At 51.0% G+C, this 17,558-nt stretch carries 13 protein-coding genes; 4 read left to right on the top strand and 9 right to left on the bottom strand.

The genetic code is table 11. The features are described from left to right. Positions 1–127 precede the first annotated feature (127 nt). The gene (locus OSQ85_RS00760) at positions 128–2,269 is read right to left on the bottom strand and encodes an ATP-dependent helicase (RefSeq protein WP_265820726.1); all 2,142 of its coding nucleotides are present in this window, start codon (positions 2,267–2,269) and stop codon (positions 128–130) included. A 227-nt stretch (positions 2,270–2,496) separates the two neighbouring features. On the opposite strand from OSQ85_RS00760, the gene rsgA reads away from it, so the two are divergent. Beyond that, the gene (rsgA, locus tag OSQ85_RS00755; protein ID WP_265820725.1) at positions 2,497–3,573 is read left to right on the top strand and encodes a ribosome small subunit-dependent GTPase A; all 1,077 of its coding nucleotides are present in this window, start codon (positions 2,497–2,499) and stop codon (positions 3,571–3,573) included. A 39-nt stretch (positions 3,574–3,612) separates the two neighbouring features. Here rsgA and OSQ85_RS00750 read toward each other — a convergent pair whose 3' ends face one another. The 3 genes from OSQ85_RS00750 to OSQ85_RS00740 all read right to left on the bottom strand — a co-directional run bounded on the left by OSQ85_RS00750 (position 3,613) and on the right by OSQ85_RS00740 (position 9,068). Then, on the bottom strand, positions 3,613–5,376 hold the full coding sequence (locus tag OSQ85_RS00750) for a chloride channel protein (protein ID WP_265820724.1): 1,764 nt from the start codon (positions 5,374–5,376) through the stop codon (positions 3,613–3,615). Between the two features lie 73 nt (positions 5,377–5,449). Further along, entirely contained in the window at positions 5,450–7,105 is a 1,656-nt protein-coding gene (gene dnaX / locus OSQ85_RS00745; RefSeq protein ID WP_265820723.1) for a DNA polymerase III subunit gamma/tau, read from the bottom strand. Between the two features lie 112 nt (positions 7,106–7,217). Beyond that, complete coding sequence (locus OSQ85_RS00740; RefSeq protein WP_265820722.1) at positions 7,218–9,068, bottom strand: sensor histidine kinase; 1,851 nt, start codon at positions 9,066–9,068, stop codon at positions 7,218–7,220. A gap of 467 nt (positions 9,069–9,535) precedes the next feature. Between OSQ85_RS00740 and OSQ85_RS00735 the strand changes: the two genes are divergently transcribed. The 3 genes from OSQ85_RS00735 to OSQ85_RS00725 all read left to right on the top strand — a co-directional run bounded on the left by OSQ85_RS00735 (position 9,536) and on the right by OSQ85_RS00725 (position 12,800). Then, on the top strand, positions 9,536–10,240 hold the full coding sequence (locus OSQ85_RS00735) for a FadR/GntR family transcriptional regulator (RefSeq protein WP_265820721.1): 705 nt from the start codon (positions 9,536–9,538) through the stop codon (positions 10,238–10,240). 71 nt (positions 10,241–10,311) lie between these two features. Next, a complete protein-coding gene (locus OSQ85_RS00730) occupies positions 10,312–11,847 on the top strand; it encodes an ArnT family glycosyltransferase (RefSeq protein WP_265820720.1) in 1,536 nt (511 codons plus the stop codon). After that, positions 11,844–12,800, top strand: a complete 957-nt coding sequence (locus OSQ85_RS00725; protein ID WP_265820719.1) for a glycosyltransferase family 2 protein — start codon at positions 11,844–11,846, stop codon at positions 12,798–12,800. Before OSQ85_RS00730 ends, OSQ85_RS00725 begins: the two co-directional genes overlap by 4 nt. Here the strand turns inward: OSQ85_RS00725 and OSQ85_RS00720 are convergent. Genes OSQ85_RS00720 through OSQ85_RS00700 form a run of 5 tightly spaced genes read right to left on the bottom strand, consistent with a single transcriptional unit; the run spans position 12,760 to position 17,498 of the window. Then, positions 12,760–13,629 carry a tetratricopeptide repeat protein gene (locus tag OSQ85_RS00720; RefSeq protein WP_265820718.1) on the bottom strand — a complete coding sequence of 290 codons (870 nt, stop codon included), beginning with the start codon at positions 13,627–13,629 and terminating at the stop codon, positions 12,760–12,762. The genes OSQ85_RS00725 and OSQ85_RS00720 overlap by 41 nt on opposite strands. Then, a complete protein-coding gene (locus OSQ85_RS00715) occupies positions 13,626–15,143 on the bottom strand; it encodes a secretin and TonB N-terminal domain-containing protein (protein ID WP_265820717.1) in 1,518 nt (505 codons plus the stop codon). Before OSQ85_RS00715 ends, OSQ85_RS00720 begins: the two co-directional genes overlap by 4 nt. Next, positions 15,122–15,652 carry a hypothetical protein gene (locus OSQ85_RS00710; protein ID WP_265820716.1) on the bottom strand — a complete coding sequence of 177 codons (531 nt, stop codon included), beginning with the start codon at positions 15,650–15,652 and terminating at the stop codon, positions 15,122–15,124. Before OSQ85_RS00710 ends, OSQ85_RS00715 begins: the two co-directional genes overlap by 22 nt. Next, positions 15,649–16,158 (bottom strand): hypothetical protein, encoded by a 510-nt coding sequence (locus OSQ85_RS00705; protein WP_265820715.1) that lies wholly within the window; start codon positions 16,156–16,158, stop codon positions 15,649–15,651. Before OSQ85_RS00705 ends, OSQ85_RS00710 begins: the two co-directional genes overlap by 4 nt. Further along, positions 16,155–17,498: a hypothetical protein gene (locus OSQ85_RS00700; RefSeq protein WP_265820714.1), complete on the bottom strand. Its 1,344-nt coding sequence runs from the start codon at positions 17,496–17,498 to the stop codon at positions 16,155–16,157. Before OSQ85_RS00700 ends, OSQ85_RS00705 begins: the two co-directional genes overlap by 4 nt. Between the last annotated feature and the right edge of the window lie 60 nt (positions 17,499–17,558).

Here is a 17,558-nt window from a genome sequence, read left to right as displayed (position 1 = left end):
ATTTTCTGTTTCTGCCATGTTTTCAGGGGAACTCCTTACGTAAAATCCCCCGAACCCCCTGAAACCGAAGTTTCATGCGGGGCAAAAATAACATTATATCCCTACATGCACAGTATTTTCAAGTTTTTCATTCATCAGTGAAGGTGAGGAAGGCGGTGACTATTTTTTTCAGCCCTCCGGCGTTTTTGAAAAACACCTCGGCCTTTTCCGCTGCTCCTTCCCCGCTGGTGCTTATAACTATCCCTTCGCCGAATTTTTCATGGCGCACCTTTTTCCCTGCCTTTGTCTGGCTTGAGGCGCTGCTGCCTGCTGTCTGCGCCGGTTTTCTCACCTGAGGCTGAAAGCGGTCGAACTGACGGCTTGAGGGTGCAAAGGCCGCTTTCGCTTTGGCGAACCCCATCTCCTCCAGAAAGTACGAGCGGGCGCTCACGGTTCTGTTTCCGTACATAATCCGTGATTCAGCGCAGGTGACATACAGGTTGCGCTTTGCCCTTGTTATGCCCACATAGCAGAGCCTGCGCTCCTCCTCAAGGAGTTCGGGCTCATCAATGCTGCCGTAAAGGGGGAAGAGGCCGTTTTCAAGCCCTGTGAGGAAAACAGTGTCAAACTCAAGCCCCTTTGCGGAGTGGATTGTCATGAGACTTACCCTGTCCCCGGCGGCTTCGTCCGTGGAGGTGCTGAGGGATGTGCTGGCGAGGAAGTCGGTGAGTGTGCCTTCGGGTGAAGTTTCCTCGAATGCCACTGCGGCGTTGTAAAGCTCGAATATGTTTTCTATGCGCTTTTTCGCTTCCTCTTCGCTCTCGTTTGCGAGAACATAGTCCTTATAGCCTGTGCGTTCTATGACTGCGTTAACCATGTCGCTGACCTTTGTGAGGGATGCAAGGTGGTCAAGTATGCCGATATACTGGCGGAAGGCCTCCTGCTGGCTTCTGCCGAAAGAGGAGAACATCTGCTTCACCGCCTCGGTGAGGCTGACTGCGTTTTTGGAGGCAAAGTCCTTTATTTTGTCTATGGATGTTGTGCCTATGCCCCTTGAGGGGGTGGTGAGGCTTCGGGAGAAAGACACGCTGTCGAAGCTGTTGTCAAAGAAGCGCAGATAGCTCAGCAGATCCTTGATCTCACGCCTCTGGTAGAAGGCTGTGCCGCCGACCACTTTGTATGGTATGCCCGCCTTGTTGAGGTTTACCTCAAAGTTTCGTGACTGTGCGTTGGTGCGGTAGAGAACTGCCATATCACCGTAATTTATGCCTTCTCCGGCGTATTTCACGATCATTTTCGTCACAAAATCAGCTTCTGTGGTTTCATTCAGGAGTGAGTGGTGCTCAAGCGCCCCTTCTGTTTCAAGGTGAGCGGTGAGTTCCTTGCCCCTGCGCATAGCATTGTTTTTAATCAGGGTATTTGCCCGTGCGATAATATCTGCCGTGCTGCGGTAGTTTTCCGTAAGCTTCACTATTTCCACATCGGAGAAATGCCTGTCAAATTCGAGGATATTGCGGATGTCCGCCCCACGCCAGCCGTATATCGATTGGTCGTCATCGCCCACAACGCAGATTTTGCCCGTTTTTCCGGCAAGAAGGCGCAGGAACATGAACTGAATCGCATTGGTATCCTGATACTCGTCCACAAGGATATGCTCAAACATGGAGGAGTAATACTGCCTTACCTCTTCGGAAACCTCAAACATGCGGATGGTGAGGCTGAGCATATCATCGAAGTCAATGAGAAACTGTTCCTCAAGGCGTCTCTGATATTCCCTGAACACCTCGTCCACCCTGTGGAAGGCTCCCGCATCGGGAATCTGCCCTTCAACATACTGAGGGGTGTTCTTAAACCAGCTTATCTTGTTCATATACTGTTTGGGCGGGTATTTCTTATGGTCAATTTTCAGTGTCTTGATGACCTCACGGAAAAGAGCCATGCGGTCGTCCTGATCTATTACGCCGAAGCCGGGTTTAAGCCCGACTGCGGAGCCGTCCCTGCGGAGAATGCGCAGTGATATGCTGTGGAAAGTGCCCATCCAGACCGAGGCAGCGGCAGTGCCGACAAGCCCGCGCAGACGGTGCTTCATTTCTTCCGCCGCCTTGTTGGTGAAGGTCACGGCGAGGATGCGCTCAGGCTCAACGCCAATTTCATTTATAAGGTAAGCTATGCGGTAGGTGATAACCCTTGTTTTTCCCGTTCCCGCTCCGGCGAGGACAAGAAGCGGGGTATCAGTGCGCACCACGGCTTCGTACTGGCCTTTGTTCAGTTCGTTTTTGTAATTGATCATTATAATTCGGACACCTTTTAATTAATTGGGTTAATTATAGGGAAAACGGGCGATTAAAAGAACCCTTTTTTTGCGGATATGCTATAAACAGATATGAATACAGCTTAAGGAGGCTTTTTTATGATGCAGAAAGAATACACAGGAATTGCCGCAGCCTGAGGAGGGCGCGGAGAGAGGCATCTCCTGACACCCTCCGGATGACGGGTTTTAATATTTCGGAGGATGAAATGAGCAGCATAGATTTAAAAAAATACGGACTTAATGAAGAACTGACCGGTGAAGCGGCTGAATATGAAGGAATGTTCATCGCCAGAGTTTCCGGTCAGCATCACAATTTATATAAGGTAATCACCGAAAAGGGCGAGATTCAGACAGCCGTGACAGGCAGACTGCGCCATGAGGCGGAAACCGGGGCGGATTTTCCCGCTGTGGGCGACTGGGTCATGGTTGACAGAACGGAAGGAAGCAGAGGAGATGCCGCTATACACGGTATTCTCGCCCGCAGAAGCCTGTTCGTGAGGCAGGCAGCCGGAACCGCCGGAGGCTTGCAGGTGGTCGCCGCCAATGTTGACACTGTCTTCATCTGCATGGCGCTGAACGCGGATTTTAATCTGCGCAGGCTTGAGCGGTATCTCGCCGCCGCATGGGAGAGCAGGGCAAAGCCCGTTATAATCCTCACCAAGGCGGATCTGTGTGCGGATCTGGTTGAAAAGCTGGATGAAACACAAGCCGTCAGCGGCGGAGCGGAGATTGTCATCTGCTCATCCTTTGAGGAGAACGGCTGGCAGGCAGTGAGAAAATATATAGCGGAAGGGGAGACAGTAGCCTTCATCGGCTCCTCCGGTGTGGGGAAATCCACGCTGATTAACAGGCTTATGGGGCGTGATGTCCTTGCGGTGAACGAAATCCGTTCCGGTGATGATAAGGGCAGGCATACCACAACCAGCCGGGAGATGATGCTTCTGCCGGAGGGCGGAACGGTGATAGATACTCCCGGAATGAGAGAACTGCACCTTTACGCCGCGGATCTGGAAAAGGCTTTTGAGGACATAGAGCGGCTTGCCGCAAACTGCCGCTTCCGCGACTGTACCCACATGACAGAACCCGGATGCGCCGTCAGGGCGGCTGTAGAGGAAGGCGGGCTGGGTGAAGGCCGCCTCGCCGGATATTTCAAGCTCCGCAGGGAGATGGCTTACGACGGGCTGAGCTCCCGCCAGACCGAGCAGGAGAAGATAAAACGGATGTTCGGCGGCAGGGGTGAGATGAAACAGCTCAAGAAGTATGTGAAAAACAAGAGAAAATGATTTCAGCAGGGTGCGTCTTAACAGGGCGCACCCTTATTTTTAGTCAGTGATGCCCGCAACCCGTTTGTTGTAGGCTATAATAAGATCACCCCTGCGCAGCAGGCCGATGAACCTGAGTCCGTCAGACGTATTTTCCACAACGGGGAGCGCTTCCAGATCCTTTTTGCCCAGCTTTTCCATGGCTTCCGTCAGTGTGTTTTCCGGCTCAAGGTAGATTATGTTCTTCCTCGTGCATATATCCCCTGCCACTACAATATCCTCAAGCCCCTGTTCAAAGAGCACTTCCTTAATATCCACAAGGGAGATCATGCCGATGAGGCAGTTATTGCCGTCCAGAACGGGAAAGTGCATATGCGGTGCGGACTGTATTCCGCTGAGTATATCCCTGAAAGGGGTGTTCTCCCTGAATGATGTGACCCCGGTGAAGAGAACGTCCCGCACGCGGATCGATTCCAGAATTTTTTCCTCCACACCCTTCTTTATGCGCACTCCCTGTTTGGTGAGCACCCATGTGAAGATCGATTCCTTCTCAAGCTTTTCCGCTGCGAGGTTGGCTATAATAGCCGTCATCATCAGGGGGAGGATTACCGTGTATGACTGGGTTATTTCAAAGATGATGAGTATGGCGGTCATAGGTGCGCGAAGGGTGGCTGAAAGCATGGCACTCATTGCCACAAGGGCATATGCGCCGCTGCCCGCTGTACTTGCGGGGAAAACCATGTGAGCCGCCCAGCCGAAGAATCCGCCTGTGACAGCGCCTATGAAAAGGGAAGGAACAAACAGTCCGCCGCTTCCGCCGGAGCCGAGGGTGAAGGAGGTGGCTATGATCTTAAGCACGACAATAACTATGAGAAACGCACCGAGCTGGCTTCCGTGGAGAACGTTCATTATGGTGTCATACCCCACACCCATAACCTCCGGAGAGGCAAGAGCCACACAGCCCATCATGAGGCCGCCTATTGCAGGTTTTGTCCATGGAGGGACAGCGAGGTTCTCGAACTTGCCCTCTATGAAGTAGAAGGAGCGTATGAAAACAACGCCGACCACTGCGCACACAAGACCGAGGACACCGTAGAGGGGAAGCTCGAATATGCTGACGAGTTCGTATATGGGCGCTTCAAATGTGACTTCGTGGCCGAGATACGCCCTTGATATTGCAGTGGCTATTACGGATGAGATTATGATCGGGCTGAATGTTTTGAGCCCGAACTCGCCGAGAAGCACTTCCGCCGCAAACATAGCGCCGCCGATGGGCGCATTAAACGTAGCAGCCAGACCGCCCGCAGCGCCGCATGCCGCCACAGTGCGCATCCTGTTTGATGAGAAATTGAACAGCTTACCCACGCCGGAACCTATGGCCGCGCCTATCTGCACGATGGGACCCTCACGCCCGGCAGAGCCGCCGGAGCCGAGGGTAATGGCTGAGGAAACGGTCTTTATCAGCGCCACAAGGGGGGAGATGTTGCGGTTGAGCGCCATGGCTCGCATAACATCCGGCACGCCGTGCCCTTTGGCAAATTTGAATGAAATTGAGATTATACCGACCATCAGTCCGCCCGCAGCGGGTATGAGGATTATTTTCCACACGGGTGCGTTTCTGAATGTTTCAAGGGCAAATTCTGAGGTGTCTCCATAGAAAATTCCCTGAAAGAAGCTGATCATATGGCGGAAAATGATATTGCCGCCGCCAGCGAGCAGACCTATAACCACTGCGGTCAGAAGCATGTAGAGATCTTCGTGCCCGTCAAGGTATTTTCTCAGGCTGAATTTAGAGAGAGTGCCTCTCAGTTTCGCAGTATCCATTTTACCTGTCTATCGAAAGGATGACGTTTTAGATCATTTCGGTTCAAATTGAAACAATAAAATAAAAAAAGTTCTAGTCTGAGTCGTTTTCGGGCTCTGAATCTTCCTCCGAAACAAACTTAACCACCTCTATATCAACAACTTTTGCGTTAAATTCTTTTTCGAGTTTTTTTACAAGCTCGTTCTCTTCAGCTTCCTTTCTTGTCTTGCGGTCGTGGTAGGTTTCCGCCTCTTTCTTTGTCTCAGTCAGAGTTTTTTTTTTCGGCTCGTTTTCCAGAGCCAGTTTTACCTTAGTCACGCCGGGGAAGAACCTGCCCGCAATCTCGGACAGGTATTTCAGGTGCTCCGGCCGGTTAAGCATCTGGAAGTAGAACTTTTTCTCCTCCGTTGTGCCTATGCGGAGTTCATCCCCCGCAACGCCGGAGAGAAACACATTCTCAAGATAGCCGGCAACCTTGCCGTTTTCCTTGGCTGCGTGACGCACCATGCTTTTCCATGGGTCATCCCCGGATGCGGGGGCTTCGTTCTGGGGCGGAAGATGCGGATCTTTCGGTACTGCCTGTGTTTTGGGCGGTTCGGTTCTCTGCCTCTGCGGGGCTGATGCCTGAGGCTGGGCTGCGGCCGTTCCCGAAACCGGGATTACGGATGAAAGGGATGCGGCCTTGTAAGCGGCAAATTCGAACACATACTGCTCGAAGCTGAAAAATTTAAGGTCATTCAGGAGCTTCTGGAAAACCTGAAACAGTGCGAAGAGCCTGTGTTCGGTGACTTTGGCGGAGAGGCTGCGGTAAAGCTCCTCTTCGTGGCTGGTGAGCTCCCTTGTGTTTTTGCCGCCTGTGGCTATGTAAAAAAGGAGGTTGCGCGTGTGTTCAATGAGGGATTCGGCGGCGAAACGAAGGCTTATCCCCTTGGCGCATATCTCTTCAACTATGGCGGGAATCTCTGCCGTATTCTCTTCCAGAATTGTTTTGAGCAGGTCTTCTATGAGGTTGGTGTCTGAAAAGCCGAGGAGAAAGGCGGTGTTCGCCTCATCAACCTTGCCCCCTGTGAAGGCTATTATCTGGTCAAGCATGGAGAGCGAGTCACGCATGCAGCCGTCAGAATTGCGGATGATCAGGCTCAGGGCATCGTTTTCGTATTCTATCTGCTCTTTGTTCAGCACTTCCGTGAGGGATTCGTGCATCTGATCAAAGGGTATTTTGCGGAAGTCATACTTCTGACAGCGGGATATGATGGTTGCGGGAATCCTCTGCGAGTCTGTGGTGGCGAGGATGAATGCCACATGTGAGGGCGGCTCTTCAAGGGTCTTGAGCAGGGCGTTGAACGCCTGCTCGGTGAGCATGTGCACTTCATCTATTATGTAGACTTTTCTTCTGCATTTGACCGGAAAAAAGCGCACAGCCTCGCGCAGGTCGCGTATTTCGTCTATGCCTCTGTTGGAGGCGCCGTCTATCTCTATTACGTCCATGGATGTGCCGTCGGTTATTTCACGGCAGTTTTCGCATTTATTGCAGGGGTTTACACCCTGAGGGTCAAGGCAGTTGAGCGCCTTTGCGAAGATCCTCGCCGTGCTGGTTTTGCCGACACCTCTGGGGCCGGTGAAGAGGTAGGCATGTACAAGCCTGTCCAGTTCAATGGCATTTTTCAGAGTAGTGACTACAAATTCCTGCGCCACTATTTCATCAAAATTCTGGGGTCTGAGTTTTCTGGCTAATGCAAGATATGACATACTTAATTTTTAGATTAGCGGGCATATATAGTCAATGCAAAGTTTTGGGGAATAATTGCTATTGCTCCGTGAACGGAACATCGCCGTGCTGATTGGTGTTGTCCGGGGATTGTCACAGTTCTATTGTCACCCGTGTGCCGTCCCCGATATTTGCAATGTCAATTTTGCCGCCCATGTTGCTTTCGATGATGGTTTTGGACATATAGAGGCCTATGCCTGTTCCTCTGCCCTGTTCCTTTGTGGTGAAGTATGGATCGAACACGCTGTCAATTACATTAGCGGGGATTCCGCCGCCGTTATCTATAATCACAATGCGCCCTCTGCCTTCTCCCGGAGATTCTATGCCGATACTGATCCGCCTGTCCGTCTGTCTGTTGTCTATGAGGGCGTCTTTTGAGTTGCTGAGTATGTTGAGGATAACCTGTGAAAACTCATTCGGGTAGCCGCGCACAATGACATCCTGCCTGAAATCCGTCTCAATATCTATGCTGGAGTTTTTCAGGCTGGCGCTGATTATTTTCATGGCCTCATCTATGGAGCGTTTCAGGCTGAACTCCACTATGTCCTTATTGGTTTTGTAGAAGTTGCGGAAGTCATCAATAGTGACAGACATATGCAGTATCAGCTCCATGGATTTTTCCACAGTCTCCCTGATGTAATCGTCATTAATCTCATTATGGCGGTATGAGTCTTCTATATCCTGTATGGTCAGCGCCAGAGCGTTAAGAGGCTGCCGCCACTGGTGGGCAATGTTTGAGATCATCTCCCCCATTGCGGCAAGGCGGCTCTGGCGGATCATCATCTGGTCTTTCTTGGTATTTTTTGTATATTCCTCTTTCAGCTTGCGCTGGAGTTCGTTAATTTCATTTTTCAGGTGTTCGGTGCGTCTCTCCACAACCTCTGCAACATTTCTGCCTGATTCCTCAGCGGCTTTTCTCAGCGAATTAATGGTATTCTCGCATGCGTCCAGAAAGCATGAGGTATATTCCGCTCCGGTTTTATCTCTGAGCGCTTCCGCCTGTGCCGGTTCCAGAGCTTTTTCCGCTTTCAGCATCCGCTCGCCGCATTTTTCATATGGGGATCTGTACCTGCGCACTATGAAGATTACAAAGGGGACAGCAAGCAGAAAAACGGCAAAAGATGCCGCTGCGTAGCTTCTGAAATAAGCGGAAATTGTTGCGGCTGCGGTTTTGGCGGGCATATAGACTGCCGCGGTGAGGTCATTGCCGTTAAGGCTGAATGACTTGTACGCTAATATGTACTGTTCCGAAGGTACGGCAGCCCCGGCTTGGTCAGTCTGCTTTGCGGCCGCTGTGAGCATTGTTTTTTCCGAAGGGCTTATGTCTCCGGCTATCATGCCGCCGTCTTTCCCTATGAGTACGGCAGCTTTCATCCCGGCAGGGGTCGCCGCAGCCGCAGTTTCCTTCAGCATTCCCAGTGAGGCTTTGATCCTTACTGCACCGCTTACTGTGCCGTTTTCAGGGCTCAGCAGGGGTGCTGAAATCTCTATGTAGGGTTCGCCGGCGGATGCATCGGTCTTTATCGTGCCTATGTAGGTGCTTCCTGAGTTTAAGGGGGATGAGACAGATTCTTCCGCTGAATAGTCAGCCCCGATAGGCGGAGTCCCCGTACGCCCTGCCGTAAACCATGTGTAGCCTCTGGAATCGGTTGCGATGACCTCTGTTATTTCCGGTTTTGCCTGAATTAATGAGGAAAGGACGGATGAGCGTGACTGTTCGCTGTAGCCGGAGAGGTTTGTTATGAGAAAAAGGGATTCGGCGCGGATGTTTCCGAGAACATAGGAAACCCTCTCCGCTGCTGCTGCCGCGGCAGACGCAGCTTCACTCTCAAGCCTTTTTGAGGCGTAGCCGCTGAGTACCGCATGAACACAGAACAGGTTTGCGGCATAAAGAGTAAGAAGCGCAGCGCAGATGCCCGCCACGGTTTTTGCAGAACAGTTCATCACAACCTTTTATAGATCGGAATTCCGGAGAATTGCAGCAGTTTTATATTTCTTAATAAAATTTACCACGTAGTCAGCTATTAAGTCAGATAAATAATTAGAAGAATTATATACTCAAATTTTCCAGTATTCCATACCAAAATTGTTCATAAAGTGTATATGCAGTTTTAGCAGCAGTAAAACAGCGGCTATGAAAGAAGATTTTTATTCACATGTATTCCGGTTCTGCAATTTTCAAAACAGCGTATTCAGTCATTGCCATGAGGCGGTGTTTGTAGTATATGTTAATGGATGGCAAGGCTTTAAAAAGGTAAAACCTTTGATGGATGTTGCTTAAAGCCTGCTCTGTTTTAAGTGAGGATTAATGCTTTTTTCGGCTTGAATTTTTGCATATGTTCTTTTCCTGTCTGATTTTCGGCGGTGCGTCATATCGCCGTTTTATTATTATCTGGTGCGGAGTCGGGTGAATGAGATTTCATAAGATAAAACCAAAAAGAGTGAGCGACGAAATTTACAGACAGCTTAAAGATCTGGTGCTCAGCGGCGAACTTAAGCCCGGAGAAAAGCTGCCTTCCGAGCGTGAGCTTGCTGTACAGATGGGGGTCAGCCGACCCACACTCAGGGAGGCTCTCCAGAAGCTTGAGGCTCACGGTTTTCTCAAGCAGATTCAGGGTGACGGCACTTATGTTCAGTCCGCCGCCTCCCCCGTGCTTTCACAGGCTTTTACCGAAATGCTCAACAAGGAGGATGCCATGGGTGATCTCATGGAACTCCGCAAAATCCTTGAAACATGGGCGGCAAGAGCCGCAGCGGAACGCGCCACTGATGAGGAGATAGAACAGCTTGAGGAATTTCTGCTGGAAATGGAGGATTCCGAAAAGGATTATGAAAGCGATGCCAGCTTTCACGCCCTCATCTCCTATGCATCTCACAATGTTCTCATTGTCCATGTGATGAACACTATTTATGAGTGGATAACCAAAGTCACCTTCGAGGTCCGCAGGCATATAAGAGCCACAGGCGGCACAAAAGAGGTGGACAGTCTCCACCGGAAGATAGTTGACTCCATAAAAAGCCGGAACCCCGAAAAGGCATACGAGTATATGCTGGAACACATGGAATATGTGGAGAAGCAGCTTGAGAGCATGAATATAAAAGTTCCGCACATCTGATTTTACTGAAATGTTTCCATAATACCGCTATTGTGATAGTCTTCTTCTTAGGGACAAAATGGTGGTGAATATTGAAGAGTGCATTAAAATACCTGCTGCTCTGTCTGCTTATTTTTTTCAGCTTTTTCTTCGGTGCGGCTTCAAATCCTCTTTTTGACACATCAGAAGGCACGTTCGCCCAAGGCTCCATGACTATGGCGCAGGGGGGCGATTTCCTTACGCCGTACATGGACGGCAGACCTGATTTTGATAATCCGCCCCTTATATACTGGCTCCAGACTGCTTCCGTCAATCTTTTCGGAGCAGGAGAGCTTGCCTTTCGCCTCCCTTCCGTTCTGGCTGCCTGCGGGTGGGTTCTGCTCATTCTGTTTTTTGTCAAGGATACCAGAAACGAGGAGATGGCGTTCAATTCCGCATTTATAGCCTGTTCATCCGTTATCGTTTCCGTATTCGCAAAGCTTGCCGTGGCGGATATTCTGCTGAATATGTTTCTTGCGGGCTCTATGTTTGCCGTCTACAGGCATTTTGAAACGGGGCGGAAAAAGTACGTTTATCTGGCATTTGCCGCTGCCGGTCTCGGTGCTGTGACCAAGGGGCCTGTTGCCGCTTTGGTTCCTTTTGCAGTGAGTGCGCTGTTTTTTCTTTCCGCAGGGAGGATGAAGGAGTGGGTAAGGGCTGTCTTTTCCCCTGTGGGGATTGGGATAATGCTCCTTGTGGCTCTGCCCTGGTATGTTGTTGAGTACATGGAATACGGCGATGCGTTCATAAACGGCTTCCTTGCGAAAAATAACCCCGGAAGGTTCAGCGGGGCGGCAGAAGGGCAGGGGGGCGGCTTCGCATATTACATTCCGCTTCTGCTTGCCGGTCTTCTGCCCGGAACATCGCTTCTGTTCAGTGTTCTGAAAAGGCTGCGCCCGCTTTGGAACGATTTTTTCTCCAGATACATGATGATCTGGTTCTTTTTCGTATTCATATTTTTTGCCCTCAGCGGAACCAAGCTCCCCCACCTTATCCTCAGCGGGATGACCCCGCTTTTCATCCTCTGCGCCTATGTTTTTAACAACCACAGGAAGAAGGTGCTTTTTGCCGTTCCTGTTTTTATATATTTTGCCGTTCTGCTTTGTCTGCCTCTTATCATCCCTTCCTTTGCCGCGAAGGTGAACAGCACAGCCTCCGCGGAAATGCTGCTGGAGGCGGCACGCAGGCTTGATATGTCATACACTGTTCCGGTTGCGGCCATGCTTGCCGTGTCGCTGGTGATGAGCTTCATCAGAACCCTCAGCTACAGAACCTTTGTGGCTGTTCTGGCATTTTTTACGGTTATTTCGCTTAATGTAATGTACATCCCCCTTGTTGCGGATATTAAGCAGGCTCCGGTCAAGGAGGCCGCTCTGTACACGGCAGAGAGAAATATTAAGGTCAACCTCTGGACAGCCAGTGTGCCGTCTTTTAATGTGTATTACGGAAAGAACGCTGATAAAAATCTCCCGGATGAAGGCGGCTTTGTATTTATCGACTCTGATAAAACAGGAAAAATCGGGCGGCCCTATGTTACAATAAAAGAGTGGGCGGGTTATCGTCTGATACAGGTTGCGGAGGCAGAATGAAACTTTCAGTCGTGGTTCCTCTTTACAACGAAGAGGCGAGCATAAAGCCGTTTCTGGAAAAGACCAGAAGCGCTCTTTCAGGCATAGATTACGAGATCATCCTTGTGGATGACGGCTCACGGGATAAAACAGTGGAGATGGTGGAACAGTATGCGGATGAACGCACGCTTCTGATCCGCTTTAAGCGCAACTTCGGGCAGACACCTGCTATGGCGGCCGGAATAGACTATGCAGACGGTGACTACATAGCCACAATAGACGGCGATTTGCAGAATGATCCCGAAGATATACCCGCAATGATAGAAAAGCTTGAACGCGAAGGGCTGGACGTTGTGGCGGGAAGAAGGCTGAAAAGACAGGACGGCTTCATACTGCGAAAGCTCCCCAGCAGCATAGCCAACAAGCTCATAGCCCGCCTTACCGGGGTTTACATACATGACTACGGCTGTACACTGAAGCTGTTTAAGCAGGACATAGCAAAAAACCTCGGCCTCTACGGGGAGATGCACAGGTTTATCCCTGTTCTTGCCGTGCTTCAGGGGGCGAAGATTGATGAAATGGATGTGCGCCACCATCCCCGGAGATATGGTCAGTCAAAATACGGAATAGCCAGAACCACAAAGGTTATAAGCGATCTGATGCTTGTCCTTTTCCTTAAGAAATATTCACAGCGCCCCATGCACCTTTTCGGCACTCTGGGTTTTTTCGGTTTGTTTTTCGGCATGCTTATCAACCTGTATATGATAGTCCTCAAGCTGTTCGGGCAGAATATCTGGGGCAGGCCGCTTCTTCTTCTCGGTGTTGTGCTGACACTGGGGGGTATACAGCTTGTCTCCTCCGGCTTTATCGCAGAGCAGGTGCTGAGAACATATTTTGAAAGTCAGGATAAGAAACCTTACATAATAAAAGAGGTCAAGGAGTTTTCGGAGCTCCGGCGGCAAGGTGTTCCCTGATCTGGGCGCTTCTTGTTACCGAATATTTCTTAAGCTCTGCTCCGGCAGCCGCGGCGGCTGTTATTTCGTACAGAAATACTGCCTCGGCATAATCCTCTTCCATATCAGCGGCCCTTGCCCTTGAGAAAGAAATGAAAGGGTCTGCCGGGTTAAGCCTGTAGGCTTCCTTGTACATCAGAACCGCTTTTCCCGTATTTCCGGATGCTTCATACGCCAGTCCGGCTGCGTTCATAAGTTTTCCGCTTCCCTTTATCTCCAGCGTTTCAAAGAGAACAACGGCAGCCCTGTGGGCTGAAGCCTTAACCGCCGCCTCGATCACATCCGCCAGAGTATCCGCATCCGCCGCCGGGGCGAGCGATGCCGCTTTTTCCGCCTCACCGCAGAGGAGGAGGGCAGTCATGTAATGGGAGAGGATGTTTCTGTCTTTTTTAAGGGAGTACGCCTTTTCCAGATAGACGGAGGCCTTGGCGCAGTCGCCGCTGTTCAGTGCCTTAATGCCGGATGCGGCCTCCCTGTGCGCCTTTGATGCGCTGTCCTCAATGAACGGAGGCTCCGGCGCGGTCAGGGGAGCAGTCTGCACTGCGGTCTGACCGGTTTTTTTCAGGGCGGGTTTTTCCGCCTCGTTCCTGAGTCTGATGTATAAATCATCCGGCAGAACCGCTGCGCTTTTTGGCGCAGTTTTTTCTTTCAGGCCGGAATCAGCGAAGGATAATTCCCTCTCTGCGCTTTCTGCGGGCGCTTCTGTATCCGGCGGCGCAGGCTGAAACTTACTGCCGGCAAAAAAACCTATGCACAGAGCCGTGAGTGAGGAGGCTATCAGCTTTTTCAAATGTTTATCACCGATGTTTTTATAAAAATCACAAGCTCCTTCTTAACCTTCCGCTTGTTAACCGATTTAAACAGGGTTCCCACAATGGGTAGGTCGCCTAGGAAGGGAACACGCTGTTCGGTGTTCTCCTCATAATTGTCTATCATTCCGCCCAGAACAACCGTTTCACCGTTGCGGACATTGAGTACAGTGCCCGCCTCCTTCAGGTTCAGAACGGGAAAGCTGGCAACAATCTCCCCCTCCTCGCCAAGCTGAACCTTGTCCTTTTCAGCCATGGTTGAGACGGGGATAATATTCAGGGTTATTGTTCCGTCATCGTGTATGTAAGGGGTAACGCCGAGCATTATACCGTCCAGAATGGTTATCCTGTTGTAGCTGACAACGCGGCGGAGGTCTTCACCGTCCTCAACGTTCTTTTCCCAGTAGGGGATAAGGCTGCCTGAGGAGATTATCGCGCTCTGACCGTTTACAACACGTATCCGCGGGTTTCCGAGGGTTTCTATCTTGCCCTGCTGGGAGATAAGATTAAGCAGACCGTTTGCACCGCCGGATGCGTATGAGATTGCCGCAACAGGAGTAAGACCTATGTTCTCAAGCGCCGCTGCGCTGGAGGTAGCGAAGTTCTGCCTGTAGCGGAGCTGGTCGTTGAAGAAAAAATTGTCCCAGTTTATGCCGTAGGAATTTATGTCGTTAAGTGTCACTTCCACCATTTTGGCTTCTATGAGCACCTGCTTTGATGTCTCTTTCAGCACAGCATCCATGTATCTGTCTATAAGCTGTATCTTGCCCCTGCCCGCCTGAACAGTGAGTATGCCGGTGAACATATTGAGGCTGAACCCCTCTCCGGACGGGGAGAACTCCGCAGTTTTAGTGTCACTGCCGGAGTCTGTGTTCCTGCCGGGGAAAATGATGCTGCGCACCCCTTCGGTTATCTGTCTGTACAGGTCGTTCCGTTCGCCGGGGTTGGTGAATTCGAGGTTGTATGAACCTGCCATAGTACCGGCGCTTTCAGCCGCGCCGCCGATTATATCCCCGCCCAGTCTGGATGAGTAGGCAGTGACGGTGTGGACGTACGGGATCTTATATGTTTTTGCAGTCAGCGGTCTTATGCGGAGTATGTTGCCGTCAGTCTCAAAATATATTCCGGCTGTTTCAGTGATGATGTTCAGTGCCTCCCTTGCGGGCAGGCGGTTGAGGTTAAGGGTGACGGGTCTGTTGATGTCTATTTCGGGGCTTATCACAAGGTTCATGCCGGATTCGGCCGCTGCCATGTAAAGGATTGAGGACAGCGGCGCTTCAACGGCGCTTACGGTTATGTAGCGTCCTTCAAGGGGATCGGGCTTTTTGAGCTCTCCGCCGAAAACAGGCGGCGGCGGAGGCGGCAGTCTTACTTCCTTCTGCTCAGATTTTGCAGGTTCCTCCGTCTGCGCCGCAGGGGGCTCCGGCTTTTTAGCGGAGCAGGCGAAGATAAAAATCATAGTGAACATAACTGTCAGAAGCTTACGGCAATCCATCTTTCACCCCATTTGCCTTTAAGAAGAATCCTGCGTGTATCAATACGCGCTATGTGTTCGTCTTCGGAGATTTTATCTCCTCTGTGATATATTTTACCGTTAATTACGGCGAATGTCCTGTCTTCCCCTTTGAGGATGGAGCTTATTCTGTATTTAGGCGGGCCTTCGGGCTCTTCTCTCACCGCTGCGGCCTCTGCGGGTCCGGCATTTTCTTCGGCTGCGAGCTTTTCGTATATGTCAGAATTATCAAACTGGGCTATCAGCCCGCCGTCATCCAGAGGGCGCAGTGTGAAGCGTTCCGTTTTTTCAGGCAGGGCGGCACTGCTGAGGCGGAAGGCCTGGTCGCTGTATGCCCGCAAAGCGCTGTCGGCAGAGGAGGGCAGGCGTTCTATTCGTTTTTCCGCAGGCATAATGAGGTACTCGCCGCCGAGGGAAACGCCGTACACAGCGCCGAAGGCTATCACAAAAGGAAGAGCAATCATCAGGATCTCCTTAATGCCCGCTCTCATTTGCCGCCTCCGTAAAATGGCTGGATTATCTCCGCCGTGACGTTTATGTATCTTTCCTTTTCAGTGCTGATGAAGGCTGTGCTCTCTATTATGAAGACGGGGGCAACCGAGTTTTCCATATATTCCAGCAGTATGGCCAGTTCGGTCGGTGTTTTCGGCGTAAAGCGGAATGAAACCCGGCTGCGGAATGCGCTGTCGGTTTTCTGCATGGGGGTGACAACTTTTGCATCGTATTTCTTGAGAAAGCTGTCCAGCGCATCCAGAAACCACTTGCGGGCATCGCTTTCGGAGAAAATGAATATATCTGCATTTTCCGCAGCTTCGTGCAGGGCATCAATTTTTTCCCCTGCTTTTTCTGCGTTGAGCACCGCAGCGCGCACATTAATATCCGCCAGAGCCGTATCCGCGGCGTTATTGAGCCTCAGCGCAGTTAAGCCTATGCCCGCCGTGGCGGCGCATGCGGCAAGGAGCAGAAGAAACAGCCTGTAGCTGCCCAATATCTTCATTCCGCCTCCCCCTGAGCTTTTATGCTGAGTTTCACATGGGCTGTGAGGTCGTCATAGCTGAATCTGCTTTCGTTTTTAACGCTGTATTTCAGGGACTGCAGGCGGTTTATCTCCGCCTTTATCTCCTCCTCAAACTCTGTGAGGGAGTTGAGAGTGCCGAACTCCTTTGAGGAGGCAACCACAAGGGGGTCTGTCCTGCTGATTATCACCCTGTCAAACCCTATGTGCATTATAAGCGGCTCCACAGCCTGCAAGTGCCTTATGGGGTTTTTGTTTCTGTCAGAGAGAAGTTCAAGGTAGGTAAGCAGATACCCGGAAGAAGGCGAGGAGGCGAGAAGCTCCGCTGTTTTTTCCCTGTCAGTCCGCAGGGCGGAAGCGGCTTTTGTGAGTTTCTCCATCTTTGTTTTGTAGGAGGAGAACATATGGAGATTCAGTGCTGTGAACGCAACAAGAAGCACCAGAAGGAGCGAGTTGAGAACCAGCATTGTTTTTGCGAATGCCTTCTTCTTTCTGTATTTTTCGGGTGTGAAGTCAAACTTTGCTCCGTTCAGCACAGCACCGAAGGGGAGTATTATTTTATGAAACGCATCAAACGTGCATTCGCTGAGCAGTCCATCGGGAGCGGCGCAGACGGCCTGCACTGTCTGTGCTTTGCGCACTTCGTCCGCCGTGTGCCCGTCTGTTGCGAACAGGCCGGAGAGCAGCAGCAGGTCAGGGCTTATGCCCCTGTTTCTTGTGATGTAGGCCATAGTCAGATCAAGCTCGTCTGCAAGTGCTGTTCCGTCCTGACATGGGGCAGTTCTGGCGTATAATATGTTCTCTCCGGCTGAGGCGGTGATTATTACTTTATTTTCATCCGCATATGCGTGAACAACGGTTCTGTCCGGGTACTGGGCAGCGCTTATCCCGCAGAGGGCAGCGGGGGAGAGCGTGAATATATCCGCGGCGGTGCGCTGTTCATAGTCCAGCCCGCTCTCCTGCTCGTATGTTCTGTCAGGCATTATATATACCGGGCATTCCTTTTCGCCTGAGTCTGCGGTGTTTGAGCATTTTCCGAAGACAGCGGTGCTTCTTTCGCCGGACTTCATGGACTTTGATTTAAGAAAAAGCCTGAGAGATGAGCCTTTCAGCGCGGCGGGAGCATAAACTGTCTCGGCGGAGAAATCAGGGCAGCCGCAGCAGATAACCAGTGATTCGCTCCCCTTTACGGAAAGCAGGTCATCCGCCTTTGCGGAGAATACCCCCGAAAGGACGAAGAGCCCTTTTCTCTTTTCAAAAAGGGCGGCGCGGGACGCTGTGTCCGTTCTGTTTCCTTCAAACTCTGCGGCTAAAAATTTCATAAATAAAAATACAACAACATATGAAGGAAGACAAACAGGAAAAGATGAAAGATCATTTTA

It is taken from the genome of Geovibrio ferrireducens (assembly GCF_026226615.1).
Lineage (GTDB): Bacteria > Chrysiogenota > Deferribacteres > Deferribacterales > Geovibrionaceae > Geovibrio > Geovibrio ferrireducens.
This window is presented reverse-complemented; position numbering and strand designations above follow the sequence as displayed.